Source organism: Streptomyces sp. KPB2 (genome assembly GCF_003950055.1).
Lineage (GTDB): Bacteria > Actinomycetota > Actinomycetes > Streptomycetales > Streptomycetaceae > Streptomyces > Streptomyces salinarius.
Genome location: NZ_CP034353.1, coordinates 4,163,238 through 4,181,372, shown reverse-complemented (window position 1 = coordinate 4,181,372; position 18,135 = coordinate 4,163,238). Strand labels below are relative to the sequence as shown.

Here is an 18,135-nt window from a genome sequence, read left to right as displayed (position 1 = left end):
CGCCGGAAAGAGGTGGACGCGGACGGCCACTCTCGGACAGCCTGACCTGCGTGCCGACTCCTTTCCCCGCCTCTGCACCGATCCGCCGTCTGACGCTCCGGGATCTCACCGCCTGCGCCGACCTGTCCGAGGACCGGGGGTGGCCGCGCGAGGAACACAAGTGGGGGTTCCTCCTCACGGCCGGCCAGGGATACGGCATCGACGATCCCGATGGCGGCCTGGTCGCCGCCTGTACCGTCACCGGGTACGGCCCCCAAGAGCGCCCCACTCTCGCCGGTATCGGAATGGTGCTGGTCGCCGAGCGACACGCCCGCCAGGGGGTGGGACGCCGGTTGATGCGCCACGTCGTCTCCGGCCTGGGCACCGTTTCCCTCACCCTGCACGCGACACCGTACGGTCGGCCGCTCTACGAGGAGCTGGGTTTCAAGGTGACGGGCGGGGCGGAGATGGTGCGCGGCCGTTTCGTCCCGGGCGGGCCGGAGCCGAGGGCCGTCACTCGCGCGGCCACCGCCGAGGACCTCACCACGATCCTCCGGCTCGACGAGAAGGTCTTCGGTGCCGACCGCACCCACATCGTCACGCGGCTGCCCGCCTTCGCCGACCAGTTGCGCATCGCCGAGGAGGACGGCCGGATCACCGGGTACGCCGCGGCCTGGCCGAACATGGACACCCACGTGGTGGGTCCGTTGATCGCCCGTGACACCGAGACGGCCAAGGCTCTGATCGGCTCGCTGGCGGCCCGCACCGACCGGCCGCTGCGCACCGACATCGACGTACGGCACGAGGATTTGCTGGCGTGGCTCAAGGAGCGCGGCCTGTCCGCGGTCGCCCCCAACGCGGTCATGACCTACGGGATCACCGAGCTGCCCGGCGACTGGACCCGGCGGTTCGCGCCGCTGACGGTGGCGGCGGGCTGACCTCGGCGCTACGCCCCCGCGCCGCGCCGTCCGACCGGCTCCTGGGCGGCCCGGACCCGGTCGGACGGCGCGGCTGCTCCAGGACCACTGGCGTCAGGCGAGGCTCCGCACGGCGGCCGAGGCGAAGCCGTGGTCCTGCTCGGGTGCGCCTCCGCCCACCCCGATCGCCCCGATCAGCCGGCCGTCCCGGTGCACGGGCACGCCGCCCGCGATGAACAGCAGCGGCCGGTCGAGTGCCGTGGGCAGCGTGTGGAAGGGGCCTCCGGGCTGCACGGCATCGACGAGGTCGGCGGTCGGGGTGTTCAGCTGGAGCGCCGTGTAGGCCTTGCGCGTGCTGGTCTCTCCGGAGATCAGCACGGCGCGGTCGTCGCGCCGGAAGGCGAGCAGATGACCCCCGGCGTCGAGGACCGTGACGCTGACGGTGACGCCGGACGCCTCGGCAGCGTGGCGGGCAGCGGTGACGAGGGCTTCGGCGTCCTGGATCGTCAGCGGGGTGACGGCGGTGGTGCTCATGGGTCGTTCTCCTTGGTTGTACTGAGTGGTGCGATGCCTCGACGAGGCGTCAGTGGTCTGTGGGGCGCGGGGCGCGGGGGCGGCCCTGGCCCCGCGCCCCGGTCGGTCAGTGGTGGACGGCGGCTCGCTGCTCGGTGGGCACGGAACCGGCGACGACGGGTCCGGGAGCGCTGCCGCGCCGCTCCAGGGCGGCCGAGAGGACGGCGAGGACGAGAGCGGCGGCTGCGAGCACGGCGCCGACCCAGTTGGGGGCGGTGTATCCGTAGCCGGCCGCGATGACGACGCCGCCGAGCCACGCGGAGAGGGCGTTGCCGAGGTTGAAGGCGCCGATGTTCACCGCGGAGGCGAGGGTCGGAGCGCCGTGCGCGTGGTCCAGGACGCGCTTCTGCAGCGGGGGGACGGTGGCGAAGCCCAGGGCGCCGATCAGGACGACGGTCACGGCGGACGCGATCTTGTCGTGCGCGGTGAGGGTGAAGAGGGCGAGCACGACGGACAGCGCACCCAGGGAGATGTACAGCATGGGCATCAGGGCACGGTCGGCGAACCGGCCGCCGACGAGGTTGCCACCGACCATGCCGAGGCCGAAGAGGACCAGCAGCCAGGTGACCGAGCCGTCGGCGAAGCCGGCGACGTGGGTCATCATCGGCGCGATGTAGGTGATGGCCGCGAAGACCCCGCCGAAGCCGAGGACGGTCATGGCCATCGCGAGCAGGACCTGGGCGTTCTTGAACGCGGCCACCTCGTGGCGCAGCCGCACGCCCTCGGCCCTGGGCACGTCGGGGACCAGCTTGGCGACTCCGGCCAGACCGACGACCCCGAGCACGGCGACGACGGCGAACGTGACGCGCCAGCCGGCGGTCTGCCCGATCAGCGTGCCCAGCGGGACACCGACGACATTGGCGACAGTCAGTCCGGTGAACATCATCGCGATGGCGCCGGCCTTCTTGTGCGGAGCGACCAGACCGGCCGCGACGACCGATCCGATGCCGAAGAAGGCGCCGTGCGCGAGCGAGGCGACCACGCGGCCGATCAGCATGACGGAGAAGACGGGGGCGAGGGCGGAGAGCAGATTGCCGACGATGAACAGGCCCATCAGCAGCATCAGCATCCGCTTGCGCGGAACCCTGGTGCCGAGCACGGTCATCAGCGGGGCGCCGAACATCACGCCGAGCGCGTATCCGGTCACCAGGTATCCGGCGGTGGGGATGGAGACCCCGTAGTCGCTCGCGACCTCGGGCAGCAAGCCCATGATCACGAACTCGGTCGTTCCGATCCCGAAGGCCCCGATCGCGAGGGCCAGAAGCGCGAGAGGCATGGAGGGGGTACACCTTCCGAAACGATTGCAAGAGCGCTTTACGTTCGAAGACAATAGTTGCACACGCGGGCTATATGCAAACGCAGGCAATTGCGGCGCTGGTCTACCCTGGTCTGAGCCGCCCCTGGACGGAGGAACCACATGACAGCGACGGATCCCGCGCTCACCGCCCTCTCCCAGGGCTGGTGCGCCCTCTCCCTGCTGCACGGGAGGATCGAGGCCCACATCGAGCGCGCTCTGCAGGCCGGCCACGACCTGAGCGTCCGTGAGTACTCGCTGCTCGACGTGCTCAGCAGGCAGCACGACGGCGACGGGGGGCATCTGCAGATGAAACAGGTCGCCGACGCCGTGGTCCTCAGCCAGAGCGCGACCACCCGGCTGGTCACCCGGCTCGAGGACCGTGGCCTGCTCGAGCGCTATCTGTGCCCCACCGACCGACGCGGCATCTACACCAACGTCACCGCGGCGGGCTTGCAGCTGCTCAGCGAGGCGCGGCCCACCAATGACGCCGCCCTGCGCGAGGCCCTCGACGACGCGGCCGCGAACCCCGACCTGGCCCCGCTGGTCCGGGCAGTGGAGACGCTGAAGGCACCTGTGCCCGCCTAGGTCCGGTTCTAGAGTGCGGTCATGGGAGACCTCGAAATACGCCCCACCACCGCCCGGGACATTCCTGCGGTCGTCGCGATGCTCGCCGACGACCCGCTGGGCGCACAACGCGAATCACCGGACGACCTGGGCCCGTACATGGCCGCCTTCGAACGGCTCAGGACCGATCCGAACCAGCATCTCGTGGTGGCCGTCCGCGAGGACCGTGTCGTCGGCACGCTCCAGTTGACGATCGTCCCCGGCCTGTCCCGGCGCGGTGCCACCCGCTCAATCATCGAAGGCGTCCGCATCCACGGCGACGAGCGCGGCAGCGGGCTGGGCACCCAGCTCATCGAGTGGGCGATCGACGAGTCCCGGCGGCAGGGATGCCACCTGGTGCAACTCACGTCCGACAGGACCCGTACCGACGCCCATCGCTTCTACGAGCGTCTGGGCTTCTCGGCTTCTCACACAGGGTTCAAGCTCCAGCTCTGAGGTACGACTCGAGCCACGCGCCCTCCACGGTGCCCGGCCCTGTTTCACGTGAAACAGGGCCGGGCCGGACAGTCAGCCGATCCCTCGCCACCCTTCCGGGTCCACACCGCCGGGTACACCGGAGCCCTCTTCGTACGGCTGACGCGTGAAGACGAAGGAGCCGAGGTCCAGATGGCTCACCGTTCCGTCCGGGCGCCTCACCGCCCGGAGCAACTCCCCCGCGTAATAGCCCTCCAGCCCCGTCCAGCTGCCGTCACCGTTCGCCCGGAAACGTGAGCGACGGCCCTGGCCCGACAGCGGCCCCAGCGAGACCCCTCCGCCGGGCGTCAGCCGCAGGGCGAAGGCGTGGGTCCCCCAGTACCACTGCCCCGCCAGCTCCAGTACCGAGGAGTCGACGTCCCGCAACGGGCGCCACGGCTCAGGGATCCGGGGCTCCGCCTCGGCGACGATGCGCACGAGGTCGGCTCCGACCCCGGCGAGCAGCGGCCCGGACGTGCAGTTGGTCAGGACCACCGCGGCGACATCGTCCTCCACGTCGATGATGAGGTTGGCCAGAAAGCCCGGCAGGGACCCGGAGTGGCCCACCAGCAACCGCCCGTCCCGGTGCTGGAGCTGCAGCCCCAGTCCGTACGCCGCACCGTCCACCACATCCGCCGCCTCGGCCGGCGCGGCGGGCGCCCGCATCTCGCGCACGGACTCCACGCCGAGTACCTTGTCGTCTCCTCGCATCAGAAAGACGGCGAACCGCGCCAGATCCCCGGTGGTGGACCAGAGTTGTCCTGCCGGGGCCATCAGCCCGAGGTCCTCGACGGGCTCGGCCAGCATCACGTCGGCCCACGGATGGACCGCCCAGCCACCGGCGTGCGGGGCACTGGGACGCAGGGCCGTACGCTCCAGCCCCAGCGGGTCCAGCACCTCTCGCTGCAGCACTTCCTCCCACGGAGCACCGCGCAGCTTCTCGACCAGCGCGCCGAGCAGGGTGTAGCCGGGGTTGGAGTAGTGGTGGCGGCGCCCCACGGGGTGCAGGAGCGGCTGCTCACCCAGCACATCGGCGAGCTCGGGCCGCAGCGAGCCGGGCGTCCGCTCCCACCACGGCGCGGGCGACTCGGCGGCCAGACCGCCCGAGTGCGCGAGCAGCTCGGCGATCGTGGCCTCCCCCGCCTTCGTACCCGGCAGATGCTTCTCCAGCGGATCCCCGAGGTCGAGCACGCCCTCGTCGCGCAGCCGCAGGACGAGGACGGCGGTGAACGTCTTGGTGATCGAGCCGATCCGGTACTGCACGGTCTCGTCCGGTCCGTGCCCGTCGACCGAGGTCCGCGCCCCGTGCCACACGGTCTGTCCGCCCCGGACCACCGCCGCTACGAGCGACGGCGTGCGCCCCTCGGCCTGGGCAACGGCGATGCGGTGCGTCAGGGCCCGGCGGGTGGTGGGAAGCAGTTCTTGCTCAGGTGTCGTCATGCGCCCAGTCCACCCGTCGGCACTTCTCACGTCGAGCCGATTTCCCCCGTGGCACGGTCCTCGGTCGGGTGGGGCAGGACGCGTGGAGGTCCCCTGGCCGGGCGTCAGGTCTGTGCCATGTCCACGAAGCGCGAATAGTGGCCCTGGAAGGCGACCGTGATCGTCGCCGTCGGGCCGTTACGGTGCTTGGCCACGATCAGGTCGGCCTCGCCCGCGCGCGGCGACTCCTTCTCGTAGGCGTCCTCACGGTGCAGCAGGATGACCATGTCGGCGTCCTGCTCGATCGAACCGGACTCACGCAGGTCGGAGACCATCGGCTTCTTGTCGGTGCGCTGCTCGGGACCACGGTTCAGCTGGGAGAGCGCGATGACCGGGATCTCCAGCTCCTTCGCCAGGAGCTTGAGGTTACGGGACATGTCCGAGACCTCCTGCTGCCGGCTCTCGGCGCGTTTGGAGCCGCCGGACTGCATGAGCTGGAGGTAGTCGATGACGACCAGCTTGAGGTCGTTGCGCTGTTTGAGGCGACGGCACTTGGCGCGGATCTCCATCATCGACAGGTTCGGGGAGTCGTCGATGTAGAGCGGCGCGGCCGACACGTCGGGCATCCGGCGCGCCAGCCGGGTCCAGTCGTCGTCCGTCATCGTGCCCGACCGCATGTGGTGCAGCGCGACGCGGGCCTCGGCGGAGAGCAGTCGCATCGCGATCTCGTTGCGACCCATTTCGAGCGAGAAGATGACGCTCGGCAGGTTGTTCTTGATCGAGGCGGCCCGGGCGAAGTCCAGCGCCAGGGTCGACTTTCCCATCGCGGGACGGGCGGCGATGACGATCATCTGCCCGGGGTGCAGGCCGTTGGTCAGCGAATCAAAGTCGGTGAATCCCGTCGGCACACCGGTCATCTCGCCGCTGCGCGACCCGATCGCCTCGATCTCGTCGAGCGCGCCCTCCATGATGTCGCCGAGCGGCAGGTAGTCCTCACTGGTGCGCTGCTCGGTGACGGCGTAGATTTCGGCCTGGGCGCGGTTGACGATCTCGTCGACGTCGTCGTCGGCCGCGTATCCCATCTGCGTGATCCGGGTGCCGGCCTCCACCAGGCGGCGCAGGACGGCCCGCTCGTGCACGATCTCCGCGTAGTACGCGGCGTTCGCGGCCGTCGGCACGGTCTGTACGAGGGTGTGCAGATACGAGGCGCCGCCGACCTTGTTGATCTCGCCGCGCTTGGTGAGTTCGGCGGCGATCGTGATCGGGTCGGCCGGCTCGCCCTTGGCGTAGACGTCGAGGATGGCCTGGTAAACCGTCTCGTGGGCCGGCTTGTAGAAGTCGTGGCCCTTGAGGATCTCGACGACGTCGGCGATGGCGTCCTTGGACAGGAGCATGCCGCCGAGCACGGACTGCTCGGCGTCCAGGTCCTGCGGCGGCACCCGCTCGAAGGACGGGCCGCCGCCGTCCCACGCACCGTTGTCCGAACCGCGCTCGTGCTGCTCGTCGCGGTTGCGGCCGCCCTCACCGCGGCGGCGGGAAGCAGGCAGACGATCGCTGGGACCGCTGTCGGCCCACGGGTCGTCCAAGGGCTCGGAAATGCTCACCGAGCCACCTCCTCCCGTCCGCCGAGCGGACCTCGCCGTGCCTCTCATTTCTACGGCACGGCACTGACAAATAAGACGCCCAACTCCGGTTCTGGCGCGTCGGTTTTGTGACGATTCACCAGCCGACGGACGGAGCGGGCGCCGGATAACCGTAGGCCTGCGGGCACCGTCAGCCAATCTGGTTATCCACAGGCCATGTGGACGACGGGCCAGATGCTGTGGAGAACTCCGCGAAACCTGTGCACGACCCGGTGGACAGCCCTGTGAACAAGCCCGCAGCCCGGCCCACGAAGCGGCCCTGACCTGCACAGTCATCGTCCACCGCCTGTGCAGAAGAAAAACTTGCCCAGCCGGACCAAGATCGCTCGGACCTGTACCCAGAAGTACACGGGGCGAGAGCAATCGTAAGGGTCGTCACAGCATTGCATCTCTTACCTGTGGACGATTAGATTGGTGCTCATGACACAGGCCCCCGCGCGCACCCGGACCGCCCGGCGCCGGCACGACCGAGAGATCGTCGCGCTGGCCGTCCCGGCCTTCGGCGCGCTCGTCGCCGAGCCCCTTTTCGTCATGGCCGACAGTGCCATCGTCGGCCATCTGGGAACCGCTCAGCTCGCCGGACTCGGGATCGCCTCGGCCCTGCTCACCACGGCCGTCAGCGTCTTCGTCTTCCTCGCCTACGCCACCACGGCAGCCGTTTCCCGTCGCGTCGGCGCGGGCGACCTGCAAGCAGCGATCCGCCAGGGCATGGACGGCATCTGGCTGGCGCTGCTGCTCGGGGCCGCTGTCATAGCGGTCGTCCTGCCCACGGCCCCCTCCCTGGTGGAACTCTTCGGCGCATCCGAGACCGCGGGCCCCTATGCCACGACCTATCTGCGAATCTCCGCGCTCGGCATCCCCGCCATGCTCGTCGTGCTGGCCTCGACCGGTGTGCTCAGGGGGCTGCAGAACACCCGCACCCCGCTGTACGTGGCCGTGGCCGGCTTCGTCGCCAACGCCGTCCTCAACGTCGTACTCGTCTACGGCGCCGGCCTCGGCATCGCGGGTTCCGCCTGGGGCACCGTCATTGCCCAGGTCGGCATGGCCGCGGTCTATCTGTGGGTGGTCATTCGCGGGGCTCGACGGCACGGCGCCTCCCTGCGACCCGACCTGGCCGGCATCAGGGCATCGGCTCAGGCCGGGGTGCCACTGCTCGTGCGCACGCTCTCCCTGCGGGCGATTCTCATGATCGCAACGGCCGTGGCGGCCCGTCTCGGTGACGCCGACATCGCCGCGCATCAGATCATCCTGTCCCTGTGGAGTCTCCTCGCCTTCGCCCTCGACGCCATCGCCATCGCGGGGCAGGCCATCATCGGGCGGTATCTGGGCGCGGGTGACGCCCAGGGCGCGCGCGACGCCTGCCGCAGGATGGTGGAGTGGGGCATCGCGGTCGGGGTCGTGCTGGGCCTGCTCGTGGTGCTGTCCCGCCCGGCGTTCCTGCCGCTGTTCACCGGTGACTCCGTGGTCAAGGACGCCGCGCTGCCCGCACTGGTCATCGTGGCCGTCGCGCAGCCCGTCTGCGGAGTGGTCTACGTCCTGGACGGTGTCCTCATGGGTGCGGGCGACGGTCCCTACCTTGCCTGGGCCATGCTGCTGACCCTGGCGGTCTTCACCCCTGCGGCGCTCCTCGTTCCCACCCTCGGCGGTGGGCTCACCGCCCTGTGGGCAGCGATGACGCTGATGATGGCGATGCGGCTGCTGACGCTGTGGCTGCGTACCCGATCGGGGCGCTGGATCGTCACCGGTGCGACACGCTGACTGTTTCACGTGAAACGGCGAAAGGCGACGTTCCACGTGAAACATGACTGCCGCCACGGACACGAAAGGGGCCGCATCCCTCGGGAGATGCGGCCCCTCTCATCGCTTCAGCGAGAGCAGTGCTCAGGCAGCGACGACCTCGATGCTGACCTTGGCGTCAACCTCGGGGTGCAGACGCACGGACGTCTCGTGGGCGCCCAGGGTCTTGATCGGCGAGCCCAGCTCGATGCGGCGCTTGTCGACCTCGGGGCCACCGGCGGCCTTGATCGCCGAAGCGACGTCGGCCGGGGTGACGGAGCCGAAGAGACGACCGGCGTCGCCGGAGCGGACGGCCAGACGGACCTTCACACCCTCGAGCTGGGCCTTCACCTGGTTGGCCTGCTCGATGGTCTGGATCTCGTGGATCTTGCGCGCGCGACGGATCTGCGCGACGTCCTTCTCGCCACCCTTGGTCCAGCGGATCGCGAACTTCCGCGGGATCAGGTAGTTGCGAGCGTAACCGTCCTTGACGTCGACGACGTCGCCCGCGGCACCGAGGCCGGAAACCTCGTGGGTGAGGATGATCTTCATGATTCGGTCACCCTTCCCTTATCGCGCGGTGGAGGTGTAGGGCAGCAGCGCCATCTCACGGCTGTTCTTCACGGCCGTGGCGACGTCACGCTGGTGCTGGGTGCAGTTGCCGGTCACGCGGCGGGCACGGATCTTGCCGCGGTCGGAAATGAACTTCCGCAGCATGTTCGTGTCCTTGTAGTCCACGTACGTGACCTTGTCCTTGCAGAATGCGCAGACCTTCTTCTTCGGCTTGCGCACAGGCGGCTTAGCCATGATGTTTCTCCTGTGTGATCAAGAAGTGTGGGTAGAGCCCGTCCCTTAGAAGGGGGGCTCGTCCGAGTAGCCGCCACCGCCGCCGGAGCCACCGCCCCAGCCACCGCCCTGGCCGCCACCGCCCTGCTGGCCACCGGCGGGAGCGCCGGTCGCCCAGGGGTCGTCGGCGGGAGCGCCGCCGCCCTGCTGGCCGCCACCGGGGCCGCCGCCCCAGCCGCCGCCACCCTGGCCGCCACCGCCGCCGTAACCGCCCTGGCCTCCGCGGCCCTGGCCCGAGGTCTTGGTGACCTTGGCCGTGGCGTTGCGCAGGCTGGCGCCGACCTCGTCGACGTCCAGTTCGTAGACCGTGCGCTTGACGCCCTCACGGTCCTCGTAGGACCGCTGCTTCAGCCGGCCCTGCACGATGACGCGCATGCCTCGCTGGAGCGACTCGGCGACGTTCTCCGCCGCCTGGCGCCAGACCGAGCAGGTGAGGAAGAGGCTCTCGCCGTCCTTCCACTCGTTCGTCTGGCGGTCAAAGGTGCGGGGGGTCGACGCGACGCGGAACTTCGCGACGGCCGCACCGGACGGGGTGAAGCGCAGCTCGGGGTCGTCGACAAGATTGCCGACGACCGTGATGACGGTCTCGCCTGCCATGGGGAACCTCTCGGCGGGTTTGCTGCTCTGGCTGCTTGGTTGCTGCTACTCGGATCCCGGGATCAGCTGAGCGGGAAGGCTCAGTGGGTCTCGGGACGGAGGACCTTGGTCCGGAGGACCGACTCGTTCAGGTTCATCTGGCGGTCGAGCTCCTTGACGACCGCAGGCTCGGCCTGCAGGTCGATGACCGAGTAGATGCCCTCGGGCTTCTTCTTGATCTCGTACGAGAGACGACGACGGCCCCAGGTGTCGACCTTCTCGACCTTTCCGCCGCCGTCACGGACGACAGAGAGGAAGTTCTCGATCAGCGGGGAGACAGAGCGCTCCTCGAGATCGGGGTCGAGGATGACCATCACCTCGTAGTGACGCATGTGGAACCCACCTCCTTTGGACTCAGCGGCCACGGTCGTTCCGTGGCAGGAGGGTTGCGATGCGTTCGCACCGGCATCAACGAGTAAACCAGGACCCACTGACAATCGGGCCTCCTCCGAGGAGGTGGCCCGGTCGTGGCCGGCAACAGACACCGGTGCGGAAGGTACAGCGTACCCGGCTGCCCCCTTGCGGTTGAAATCAGGCCCCGAGGGGACACAATCGGTAGTCAGGGATGTGAGGGCGAAAACACACTGCCTTCGGCAGGAGGTTCTCCATGGCACAGATCATGCGACCCGCCAAGCCCCGGACCGGCTTGCTGGCCACCGACGGCAAACCGCACCCCCTCCAGGACACGCTGCTGGCCGTGACCGCGGTCCTCGCCGTACTCGCCGTCGCGACCGCGAGCTTCCGGGGGCTGCACGTCCTGACCTCGTGGGCGGGGCTGCTCGGTGTCCTGACCGGCGGGTACGGCCAGTACGTCTCCGAGACGACACGGGAGCGCTTCGGGCTGGTGCTCGCTCTCGGCGTCTCCGCGTTCGGTCTGTTCTTCGGCATCTACCACGGCGGGTTCGTCGGCTGATCCGCAAGCGCCGGTCGCCCGGCCGGTGCCACCCCTTCCAGCCGTACGCCGGACGGGGCGCTCACAGGGCGCAGTAGGCTTCGCGCGAGAGCCGGAGCCCCTGTACCCATGGGGACACACCAGCCCGAGGAGCGCCCCGAATGAGCCTGACCCTGAGGACCATCAGCCGCGAGCAGCATCTGGCCTACATCCAGAGCCTGCCGGCGGCGAGTCACATGCAGGTCCCGGCATGGGCGGACGTCAAGGCGGAATGGCGCTCGGAGAACCTCGGCTGGTTCGACGACCGGACCGGCCAGCTGGTCGGCGTCGGTCTCGTCCTCTACCGGCAGCTGCCCAAGATCAAGCGCTACCTCGCCTACCTCCCCGAGGGCCCGGTGATCAACTGGTTCGCGCCGAATCTCCAGGAGTGGATGGAGCCGATGCTGGCGCACCTGAAGCAGCAGGGCGCCTTCTCCGTCAAGATGGGCCCGCCGGTGATCATCCGGCGCTGGGACGCGACGTCCATCAAGAAGGGCATCCAGGACCCCGACGTCAAGCGCCTGCGGGACATAGAGGCGGACCACATCGAGCCGCGCGCCTTCGAGGTGGCCGACAAGCTGCGCCGTATGGGCTGGCAGCAGGGCGAGGACGGCGGTGCCGGCTTCGGTGACGTGCAGCCCCGCTACGTCTTCCAGGTGCCGCTGGCCAACCGCTCCCTGGAAGAGGTCCACAAGAACTTCAACCAGCTCTGGCGCCGCAACATCAAGAAGGCCGAGAAGGCCGGCGTCGAGGTCGTCCAGGGCGGCTACCACGACCTCGAGGAGTGGCAGCGGCTGTACGAGATCACGGCCGTGCGCGACCACTTCCGGCCGCGCCCGCTGTCGTACTTCCAGCGCATGTGGGCGGCCCTCAACAACGAGGACCCCAATCGCATGCGGCTGTACTTCGCCCGGCACAACGGGGTCAACCTGTCCGCGGCGACCATGCTGGTCGTCGGCGGGCACGTCTGGTACTCCTACGGCGCCTCCGACAACATCGGCCGCGAGGTCCGGCCGTCGAACGCCATGCAGTGGGCCATGCTCCGCGACTCCTACGCGCTGGGCGCGACCGTCTACGACCTGCGCGGCATCTCCGACTCGCTGGACGAGAGCGACCACCTCTTCGGTCTGATCCAGTTCAAGGTGGGTACGGGCGGTCAGGCGGCCGAGTACCTCGGCGAGTGGGACTTCCCGCTGAACAAGCTGCTCCACAAGGCGCTCGACATCTACATGTCGCGCCGCTGACCGCACCGCCCATCCCCGATCCGCACCTCTGACAGCCACGAGAAAGGTTCCAGGTCCGGCCATGGCGCTCACGCTCTACGTCGACACCGCGCGCTGGCGGGCGCACCACAAGCACGTGCAGGAGCAGTTCCCCGGGCTGGTCCCGGTCTGCAAGGGCAACGGCTACGGATTCGGTCACGAGCGGCTGGCGGAGGAGGCCACGCGGCTGGGCTCGGACGTACTGGCCGTCGGCACCACCTACGAGGCCGCCCGCATCAAGGACTTCTTCGGCGGTGACCTGCTGGTCCTCACGCCGTACCGGCGCGGTGAGGAGCCCGTGCCGCTGCCCGACCGGGTCGTGCGTTCGGTGTCGTCCATCGACGGCGTGTACGGCCTGGTGGGCGCGCGCGTGGTCATCGAGGTGATGTCCTCGATGAAGCGGCACGGCATCAGCGAGCAGGATCTGCCGCAGCTGCACGCCGCCATAGAGAACGTCCGGCTCGAGGGCTTCGCCATCCACCTGCCGCTGGACCGTACCGACGGCTCGGACGCCGTCGAGGAGGTCATCGGCTGGATGGACCGGCTGCGCGCCGCCCGGCTGCCGCTGCACACCATGTTCGTCAGCCACCTCAAGGCCGACGAGCTGGCCCGGCTCCAGCAGCAGTTCCCGCAGACCCGTTTCCGCGCCCGGATCGGCACCCGGCTGTGGCTGGGCGACCACGAGGCCACCGAGTACCGCGGCGCGGTCCTGGACGTCACGCGCGTCGCCAAGGGCGAGCGTTTCGGCTACCGGCAGCAGAAGGCCGCCTCCGACGGGTTCCTGGTGGTCGTGGCGGGCGGTACGTCGCACGGGGTGGGTCTGGAGGCGCCGAAGGCGCTGCACGGCGTCATGCCGCGTGCCAAGGGTGTCGCCCGGGCCGGCCTCGCCACGGTCAACCGGAATCTCTCGCCGTTCGTCTGGAGCGGCAAGCAGCGCTGGTTCGCGGAGCCGCCGCACATGCAGGTGTCGATCCTGTTCGTCCCCTCGGACGCGACGGAGCCCAAGGTGGGGGACGAGCTGGTTGCCCATCTTCGGCACACCACCACCCAGTTCGACCGCATCCTCGATCGCTAGCGAACGGGCCGTACCCGCGCGAAGGCCGTAGACGACGTCCTGACGATCACGGGGATCGTCAGGACGTCGTGTACGGCCTTGTTGTGCGTTCGCTCAGAGCGAACCATCCGGCTGCCGGCTCTTGCCCCAGTCGACGTGCGGTTCTTCGCAGTGGGCAGCGGGCGGTTCGGGACGAGCCGCGGGGCCCAGGACGAAGACGTCCTCCGCGCCGTCCAGCACACCGCCCGACGGGTCGTCGTCGCCCGTCCGCCGGACCGGGTCCCGGTCCGGCAGCAGGATGTCGCGCACGACCATGGCGCACAGGAACAGCGTTCCCAGCAGGTGCAGGCCGATCGCCCAGTGGTAGCCGTCCGTCGGCAGCCCCTTGTGGGCGTCTCCGCTGGTCGTGTAGGCGAGGTACATCCAGATGCCGAGGAAGTACGCCACCTCGCACGCCTGCCAGATCAGGAAGTCCCGCCACTTCGGCCGGGCCAGCGCGGCCAGCGGCACCAGCCAGAGCACGTACTGCGGTGAGTAGACCTTGTTGGTGAGGATGAACGCCGCGACGATCAGGAAGGCGAGCTGGGCGAAGCGCGGGCGCCGGGGTGCGGTCAGCGTGAGGGCCGCGACGGCACCGCAGCAGAGCAGCATCAGGAGCGTGGCGAGGGTGTTGACGGTCTCGGTGCTGAGCGGGTTGTCGGAGTTCTGGGCCAGGATCAGCCAGAAGGACCCGAAGTCCACTCCGCGTTCCTGGCTGAAGGTGTAGAACTTCGACCATCCGTCGAAGGCGTAGAGCATCACCGGCAGGTTCACCACGAGCCAGGCGACGACCGAACCCCCCAGCGCCGTTCCGAACGCCCGCCATTTGCCCGCTCGCCAGCACAGGACCAGCAGCGGGCCGAGAATCAGGAACGGGTAGAGCTTGGCGGCCGTGGCCAGGCCCAGCAGCACACCGAACGCCAGCGGGCGCTCCCGGGACCACATGAGCAGTGCTGCGGCCGTCAGGGCGACCGCCAGCAGGTCCCAGTTGACGGTGGCGGTCAGCGCGAAAGCGGGAGCCAGGGCTACCAGCAGGCCGTCCCAGGGACGCCGGGTGTGGGTACGGGTCACGCAGACGGCGATGACGGCCGCACACACCATGAGCATCCCGGCGTTGACCATCCAGTACCACTGCTCCTGGTCCTGAATGGTGCCGCTGCCCGGTGTGAGCCAGGACGCGACCTCCATGAACAGGCCGGTCAGCACGGGGTACTCCAGGTACTCCATGTCGCCGGGAAGCTTGTCGAAGTACGGCACGAGCCCGTCGACGAACCCACGGCCCTGGTAGAGGTGCGGGATGTCCGAGTAGCACGCGTGGGTGTACTGGGAGCTGGCTCCGAAGAACCAGGCACCGTTGTAACAGGGGGCTTTCTGGACCAGCCCGAGGGCGAACATGCCGATCGCCACGAGTGCGATCACCCGCACAGGCGTCCACCAGGACCGGCCGAGCAAGGCACGCCGGCCCATCGGGCCGCCGATCAGCTCGCTTCCGGCCGCGGCGACCGTGTCCTGACTGGTCGGTCGTACCGGGTCCGGCTCGTGCACGCTCGCTGGCGTCGATTCTGCACTGGGCATGGGGCACATCCTGCCGCATGCCCCTGGGAACGGGCCGGGGCCGCCGCACCCTCCTGGATGCGACGGCCCCTGTTTCACGTGAAACTTGCGGGTGTTTCACGTGAAACACCCCTGCTTGCGGCTCTGCGGTCAGCCGTTCGCACCCCAGATGGTGTTTCCTCGGCTGTTTCCGTTGGTGTCGCCCTCTGTGCCCGTCTCACTGGACGTTGGTGAGGGTGATCCACTCCCCTCCGAGCCACCTGGGCCATTGCCCCCGTTGCCGTTGCCGCCATTGCTTTCTTCACAGCCCCACTCGAAGACACCGCACGTGTTGCTCGGGGCGGGGGGTGAGGGGCTGTTCTGCGTGTCGCTGGGCGACGGAGTCGGCGACGGGCTGGCCTCCTCGGTCTCGGACGCGGAGGCAGAGGGGGTGGGCGTCGGGGTCGGCGACGGGGTGTCGTTGACGACCTCACCGATGGGCTCCGGCTCCGGGAACCCCTCCACCTTCAGGCCCTTCACCGCGTCCGACATGTAGTCCTGCCAGATCGTGGACGGGAAGGAGGCACCGTGGATCTTCTTCTCGCCACCCGTTCCGTACATCTCCAGGAACGTGCGGTTCTTGATGGTCTCGTCGTCCGGGTAGCGGTACATGCTGATCGCGGTCGACAGCTGCGGGGTGTAGCCCACGAACCAGGCGGACTTGTTGCCGTCCGTCGTACCGGTCTTGCCGGCCACCTCGCGGCCGGGCAGCTGGGCATTGGAGCCCGTGCCGTCCTCCACGACGGTCTTCAGGACGTCCGTGACGTTGTCCGCGACCTTCGCGGTGAAGGCCTGCTTCTCCTCGACCTTGTGCGTGTAGATCGTGCCGTCCTTGCTCGTCACCTTCGTGACGGAGTACGGCTCGCGCTGCTTGCCGCTGTCCGCGAAGGTGGCGTAGGCGCCCGCCATGCGGATGGCGCTCGGGTCCGAGATACCGAGGGAGAAGGACGGGAAGCTGGAGCCCGTCAGGCTGTCCTCCAGAAGCCCCGCGTCGACGGCGGCTTCCTTCACCTTGTCCAGGCCGACGTCCATGCCGAGCTGCACATAGGCGGAGTTCACCGACTCCCGCATCGCCTCTCGGAGGTCGATCTTGTAGTCCGGCGGATCACCGACGTTGTCCTGGCCGTCGTTCTCCTGGCGCCACTGCTCGCCGTCCTCGTTCTCCCAGATCGACCCGTCGTAATTGTTGATCTTGAGTTTGTTCTTGCCGCTGTAGAGGCTCTTCGGAGAGACGATGGTGCGCTCGTCCTGGGCCTGGACCGGTCCGAGGTCGGGGTCGCGCACGCCCCACTTCATCGCCGCCGCGAGCACGAACGGCTTGAACGTCGAACCGACCTGGGCACCGGTGACGTCGGCGTTGTTGGTGAAGTGCTTGGTGGCGTCCTCACCGCCGTAGATGGCCTTGATGGCCCCGGTCTTGGTGTCGATCGACGCACCGCCGAACTGGACGTGGGTGTCCGTCTCGGGGCGCTTCTTGGGGTCGATCTTCTCCTTGTAGACCTTCTGGACCGCCTTCTCCATCTCGTCGACCTTCTTCTTGTCGAAGGTCGTGTAGATCGAGTAGCCGCCCTTCTCCAGCTGCTGCTCCGACACCTTGCCGCTCTTGAGCACGGAGGACTTGGCGAGCCTGACGAGGTAGCCGATCTGGCCGCCCAGCTTCGCGTTCGACTGCGGGTGCTGCGTGGTGGGGAGTTCGGTGTACTTGGCCCGTTCCGTCTGGCTCAGATGCCCGTACTCCACCATCTTGTCGAGGGTGTCCTGCATCTGGGTGAGGGCCCGCTTCTGGTTGGCCTTCGGAGTGGCCCCCACCGGGTCGATCGAGACCGAGCCCGCCGGGTCGTAGTAGGTGGCGCCCTTGAGCATCGCCGAGAGGAAGGCGCACTGTCCCGGGTTGAGGTCGACGGCGTCGACGTTGAAGTACGCCCGGGCCGCGGCCTGGATGCCGTAGGCGCCGCGGCCGTAGTAGGCGGAGTTCAGGTAGCCCTCGAGGATCTTGTCCTTCGGCTCCTCGGCGCCGACCTTGATCGAGACGAAGATCTCCTTGACCTTGCGGGAGATCGTCTGCGACTGGTCGTTCAGCATCGCGTTCTTCACGTACTGCTGGGTGATGGTGGAGCCACCCTGCGTCTCACCGCCCTTGGCCATGTTGAACACGGCGCGGGCGATGCCCTTGGGGTCGATGCCGCTGTCGGAGTAGAACGTCTTGTTCTCCTGCGAGATGACCGCGTTGCGCATCGCCTTCGGGATCTGCGAGAGATCGACGCTCTGGCGGTTGCGGTCTCCGCCCGTGGCCACCATCTGGGTGTTGTCGGCCCAGTAGTAGACGTTGTTCTGCGCCGTGGCGCTCTCGTCGATGACGGGAACGCTCACCATGGCGTAGGCGAGGCCGGCGGCGCCGACCAGACAGCCGAAGAACGCGATGCACAGCCCGGAGACGAGCCTCCAGGAGGGCACCCAACGGCGCCACCCGTCCCTGTCGTAGCGCGGGTAGTCGATCATCCGCTTCTTGCCGGGCGCGGCGGCACGCCCCCGCCCGGGCCCTGCCGACCCGCCGGGGGCGCCTCGCCGGCCACCGCGGCCCGGCTCGGCCGCTCTGCGGCGGCCACCCCCGTTCCGCTGTGCGGCGCGCCGGGCTTCGGCGCGGCTGCCGTATTCACGCTCCTCGTTCTCCGGACCGTACGAGCCGGACGGAGACCCTGTGGCGCCTCGCGGTGCCGCACGGCGGCCGGAGGACGAGCCGGACTGACCGCGTCGGGCCGCGGCACGTCCGCCTCCCTGCGGCTGCGGCGGTTTGCGACGGTGCTCGCTCATCGAACGACTACTCCTCGGGCAGGCGCACCCTTGCGCGCCTGGTAAAGGCGGCTGGTTTCCGGTCCCCCCGAAGTACGGATGCGGCCCCTTCCGCATTCACCCGTACTGCACCGGGGACAGGGACGCCCCCAGACGTCACTCGGTTCCCGGTGGTTCGCATGGCGCACACACTACGCACCGTCAAAACCCCCGAGGCCCGAAGTTCACCTCAAATCAGGCAACTTGCTCGCGATGAAACCCTGATGTGATCCCGTTCACCAGTTCCCCCCTTGTCGCACGTGG

The 18,135-nt window shown here is 68.9% G+C and carries 17 protein-coding genes; 7 read left to right on the top strand and 10 right to left on the bottom strand.

All coding sequences use genetic code 11. The annotated features are described in order from the left end of the window. Positions 1–50: 50 nt before the first annotated feature. Positions 51–917: a GNAT family N-acetyltransferase gene (locus D1J63_RS18560; RefSeq protein ID WP_125630091.1), complete on the top strand. Its 867-nt coding sequence runs from the start codon at positions 51–53 to the stop codon at positions 915–917. A 93-nt stretch (positions 918–1,010) separates the two neighbouring features. Here the strand turns inward: D1J63_RS18560 and D1J63_RS18555 are convergent, their stop codons facing one another. Both D1J63_RS18555 and D1J63_RS18550 read right to left on the bottom strand, forming a co-directional pair. Further along, on the bottom strand, positions 1,011–1,430 hold the full coding sequence (locus tag D1J63_RS18555; protein ID WP_125630089.1) for a heme-binding protein: 420 nt from the start codon (positions 1,428–1,430) through the stop codon (positions 1,011–1,013). Between the two features lie 106 nt (positions 1,431–1,536). Further along, positions 1,537–2,745, bottom strand: coding sequence for an MFS transporter (locus D1J63_RS18550; protein WP_102932592.1), 1,209 nt, complete (start codon positions 2,743–2,745; stop codon positions 1,537–1,539). A gap of 141 nt (positions 2,746–2,886) precedes the next feature. Between D1J63_RS18550 and D1J63_RS18545 the strand changes: the two genes are divergently transcribed. Both D1J63_RS18545 and D1J63_RS18540 read left to right on the top strand, forming a co-directional pair. Next, the gene (locus tag D1J63_RS18545) at positions 2,887–3,351 is read left to right on the top strand and encodes a MarR family transcriptional regulator (protein ID WP_125630087.1); all 465 of its coding nucleotides are present in this window, start codon (positions 2,887–2,889) and stop codon (positions 3,349–3,351) included. A 21-nt stretch (positions 3,352–3,372) separates the two neighbouring features. Then, positions 3,373–3,825 (top strand): GNAT family N-acetyltransferase, encoded by a 453-nt coding sequence (locus D1J63_RS18540; protein WP_102932590.1) that lies wholly within the window; start codon positions 3,373–3,375, stop codon positions 3,823–3,825. 72 nt (positions 3,826–3,897) lie between these two features. Here the strand turns inward: D1J63_RS18540 and D1J63_RS18535 are convergent, their stop codons facing one another. Together D1J63_RS18535 and dnaB are read right to left on the bottom strand one after the other, a co-directional pair. Continuing rightward, on the bottom strand, positions 3,898–5,283 hold the full coding sequence (locus D1J63_RS18535; protein WP_125630085.1) for a serine hydrolase domain-containing protein: 1,386 nt from the start codon (positions 5,281–5,283) through the stop codon (positions 3,898–3,900). Positions 5,284–5,387: 104 nt separating this feature from the next. Further along, entirely contained in the window at positions 5,388–6,866 is a 1,479-nt protein-coding gene (dnaB, locus tag D1J63_RS18530; protein WP_125630083.1) for a replicative DNA helicase, read from the bottom strand. Positions 6,867–7,325: 459 nt separating this feature from the next. Between dnaB and D1J63_RS18525 the strand changes: the two genes are divergently transcribed. Next, positions 7,326–8,663, top strand: coding sequence for an MATE family efflux transporter (locus tag D1J63_RS18525; protein ID WP_125630081.1), 1,338 nt, complete (start codon positions 7,326–7,328; stop codon positions 8,661–8,663). Between the two features lie 123 nt (positions 8,664–8,786). Here the strand turns inward: D1J63_RS18525 and rplI are convergent, their stop codons facing one another. From rplI to rpsF, 4 genes are all read right to left on the bottom strand, one after another. Beyond that, positions 8,787–9,233: a 50S ribosomal protein L9 gene (gene rplI / locus D1J63_RS18520; RefSeq protein ID WP_102932588.1), complete on the bottom strand. Its 447-nt coding sequence runs from the start codon at positions 9,231–9,233 to the stop codon at positions 8,787–8,789. 18 nt (positions 9,234–9,251) lie between these two features. Then, the gene (gene rpsR / locus D1J63_RS18515) at positions 9,252–9,488 is read right to left on the bottom strand and encodes a 30S ribosomal protein S18 (RefSeq protein ID WP_003949403.1); all 237 of its coding nucleotides are present in this window, start codon (positions 9,486–9,488) and stop codon (positions 9,252–9,254) included. Positions 9,489–9,533: 45 nt separating this feature from the next. Further along, complete coding sequence (locus D1J63_RS18510; protein ID WP_102932587.1) at positions 9,534–10,124, bottom strand: single-stranded DNA-binding protein; 591 nt, start codon at positions 10,122–10,124, stop codon at positions 9,534–9,536. An 80-nt stretch (positions 10,125–10,204) separates the two neighbouring features. Then, positions 10,205–10,495, bottom strand: a complete 291-nt coding sequence (rpsF, locus tag D1J63_RS18505; RefSeq protein ID WP_019324683.1) for a 30S ribosomal protein S6 — start codon at positions 10,493–10,495, stop codon at positions 10,205–10,207. 275 nt (positions 10,496–10,770) lie between these two features. Between rpsF and D1J63_RS18500 the strand changes: the two genes are divergently transcribed. The 3 genes from D1J63_RS18500 to D1J63_RS18490 all read left to right on the top strand — a co-directional run bounded on the left by D1J63_RS18500 (position 10,771) and on the right by D1J63_RS18490 (position 13,431). After that, entirely contained in the window at positions 10,771–11,076 is a 306-nt protein-coding gene (locus D1J63_RS18500; protein WP_125630079.1) for a hypothetical protein, read from the top strand. 140 nt (positions 11,077–11,216) lie between these two features. Then, positions 11,217–12,338 (top strand): peptidoglycan bridge formation glycyltransferase FemX, encoded by a 1,122-nt coding sequence (gene femX, locus D1J63_RS18495; protein ID WP_061443658.1) that lies wholly within the window; start codon positions 11,217–11,219, stop codon positions 12,336–12,338. Between the two features lie 61 nt (positions 12,339–12,399). Next, complete coding sequence (locus tag D1J63_RS18490) at positions 12,400–13,431, top strand: alanine racemase (RefSeq protein ID WP_061443657.1); 1,032 nt, start codon at positions 12,400–12,402, stop codon at positions 13,429–13,431. 93 nt (positions 13,432–13,524) lie between these two features. On the opposite strand, the gene D1J63_RS18485 is transcribed toward D1J63_RS18490, so the two are convergent. Together D1J63_RS18485 and D1J63_RS18480 are read right to left on the bottom strand one after the other, a co-directional pair. Next, positions 13,525–15,033 carry a glycosyltransferase 87 family protein gene (locus D1J63_RS18485; protein ID WP_125630077.1) on the bottom strand — a complete coding sequence of 503 codons (1,509 nt, stop codon included), beginning with the start codon at positions 15,031–15,033 and terminating at the stop codon, positions 13,525–13,527. 120 nt (positions 15,034–15,153) lie between these two features. Beyond that, the gene (locus tag D1J63_RS18480; RefSeq protein ID WP_125630075.1) at positions 15,154–17,541 is read right to left on the bottom strand and encodes a transglycosylase domain-containing protein; all 2,388 of its coding nucleotides are present in this window, start codon (positions 17,539–17,541) and stop codon (positions 15,154–15,156) included. Between the last annotated feature and the right edge of the window lie 594 nt (positions 17,542–18,135).

What these genes read in the sequence shown, in the direction of transcription:
- D1J63_RS18555 (WP_125630089.1), bottom strand. Translation starts at nt 1,430, where the DNA reads ATGAGCACCACCGCCGTCACCCCGCTGACGATCCAGGACGCCGAAGCC.
- D1J63_RS18550 (WP_102932592.1), bottom strand. Translation starts at nt 2,745, where the DNA reads ATGCCTCTCGCGCTTCTGGCCCTCGCGATCGGGGCCTTCGGGATCGGA.
- D1J63_RS18545 (WP_125630087.1), top strand. Translation starts at nt 2,887, where the DNA reads ATGACAGCGACGGATCCCGCGCTCACCGCCCTCTCCCAGGGCTGGTGC.
- D1J63_RS18540 (WP_102932590.1), top strand. Translation starts at nt 3,373, where the DNA reads ATGGGAGACCTCGAAATACGCCCCACCACCGCCCGGGACATTCCTGCG.
- D1J63_RS18535 (WP_125630085.1), bottom strand. Translation starts at nt 5,283, where the DNA reads ATGACGACACCTGAGCAAGAACTGCTTCCCACCACCCGCCGGGCCCTG.
- D1J63_RS18525 (WP_125630081.1), top strand. Translation starts at nt 7,326, where the DNA reads ATGACACAGGCCCCCGCGCGCACCCGGACCGCCCGGCGCCGGCACGAC.
- rplI (WP_102932588.1), bottom strand. Translation starts at nt 9,233, where the DNA reads ATGAAGATCATCCTCACCCACGAGGTTTCCGGCCTCGGTGCCGCGGGC.
- rpsR (WP_003949403.1), bottom strand. Translation starts at nt 9,488, where the DNA reads ATGGCTAAGCCGCCTGTGCGCAAGCCGAAGAAGAAGGTCTGCGCATTC.
- D1J63_RS18510 (WP_102932587.1), bottom strand. Translation starts at nt 10,124, where the DNA reads ATGGCAGGCGAGACCGTCATCACGGTCGTCGGCAATCTTGTCGACGAC.
- rpsF (WP_019324683.1), bottom strand. Translation starts at nt 10,495, where the DNA reads ATGCGTCACTACGAGGTGATGGTCATCCTCGACCCCGATCTCGAGGAG.
- D1J63_RS18500 (WP_125630079.1), top strand. Translation starts at nt 10,771, where the DNA reads ATGGCACAGATCATGCGACCCGCCAAGCCCCGGACCGGCTTGCTGGCC.
- femX (WP_061443658.1), top strand. Translation starts at nt 11,217, where the DNA reads ATGAGCCTGACCCTGAGGACCATCAGCCGCGAGCAGCATCTGGCCTAC.
- D1J63_RS18490 (WP_061443657.1), top strand. Translation starts at nt 12,400, where the DNA reads ATGGCGCTCACGCTCTACGTCGACACCGCGCGCTGGCGGGCGCACCAC.
- D1J63_RS18485 (WP_125630077.1), bottom strand. Translation starts at nt 15,033, where the DNA reads ATGTGCCCCATGCCCAGTGCAGAATCGACGCCAGCGAGCGTGCACGAG.
- D1J63_RS18480 (WP_125630075.1), bottom strand. Translation starts at nt 17,541, where the DNA reads ATGATCGACTACCCGCGCTACGACAGGGACGGGTGGCGCCGTTGGGTG.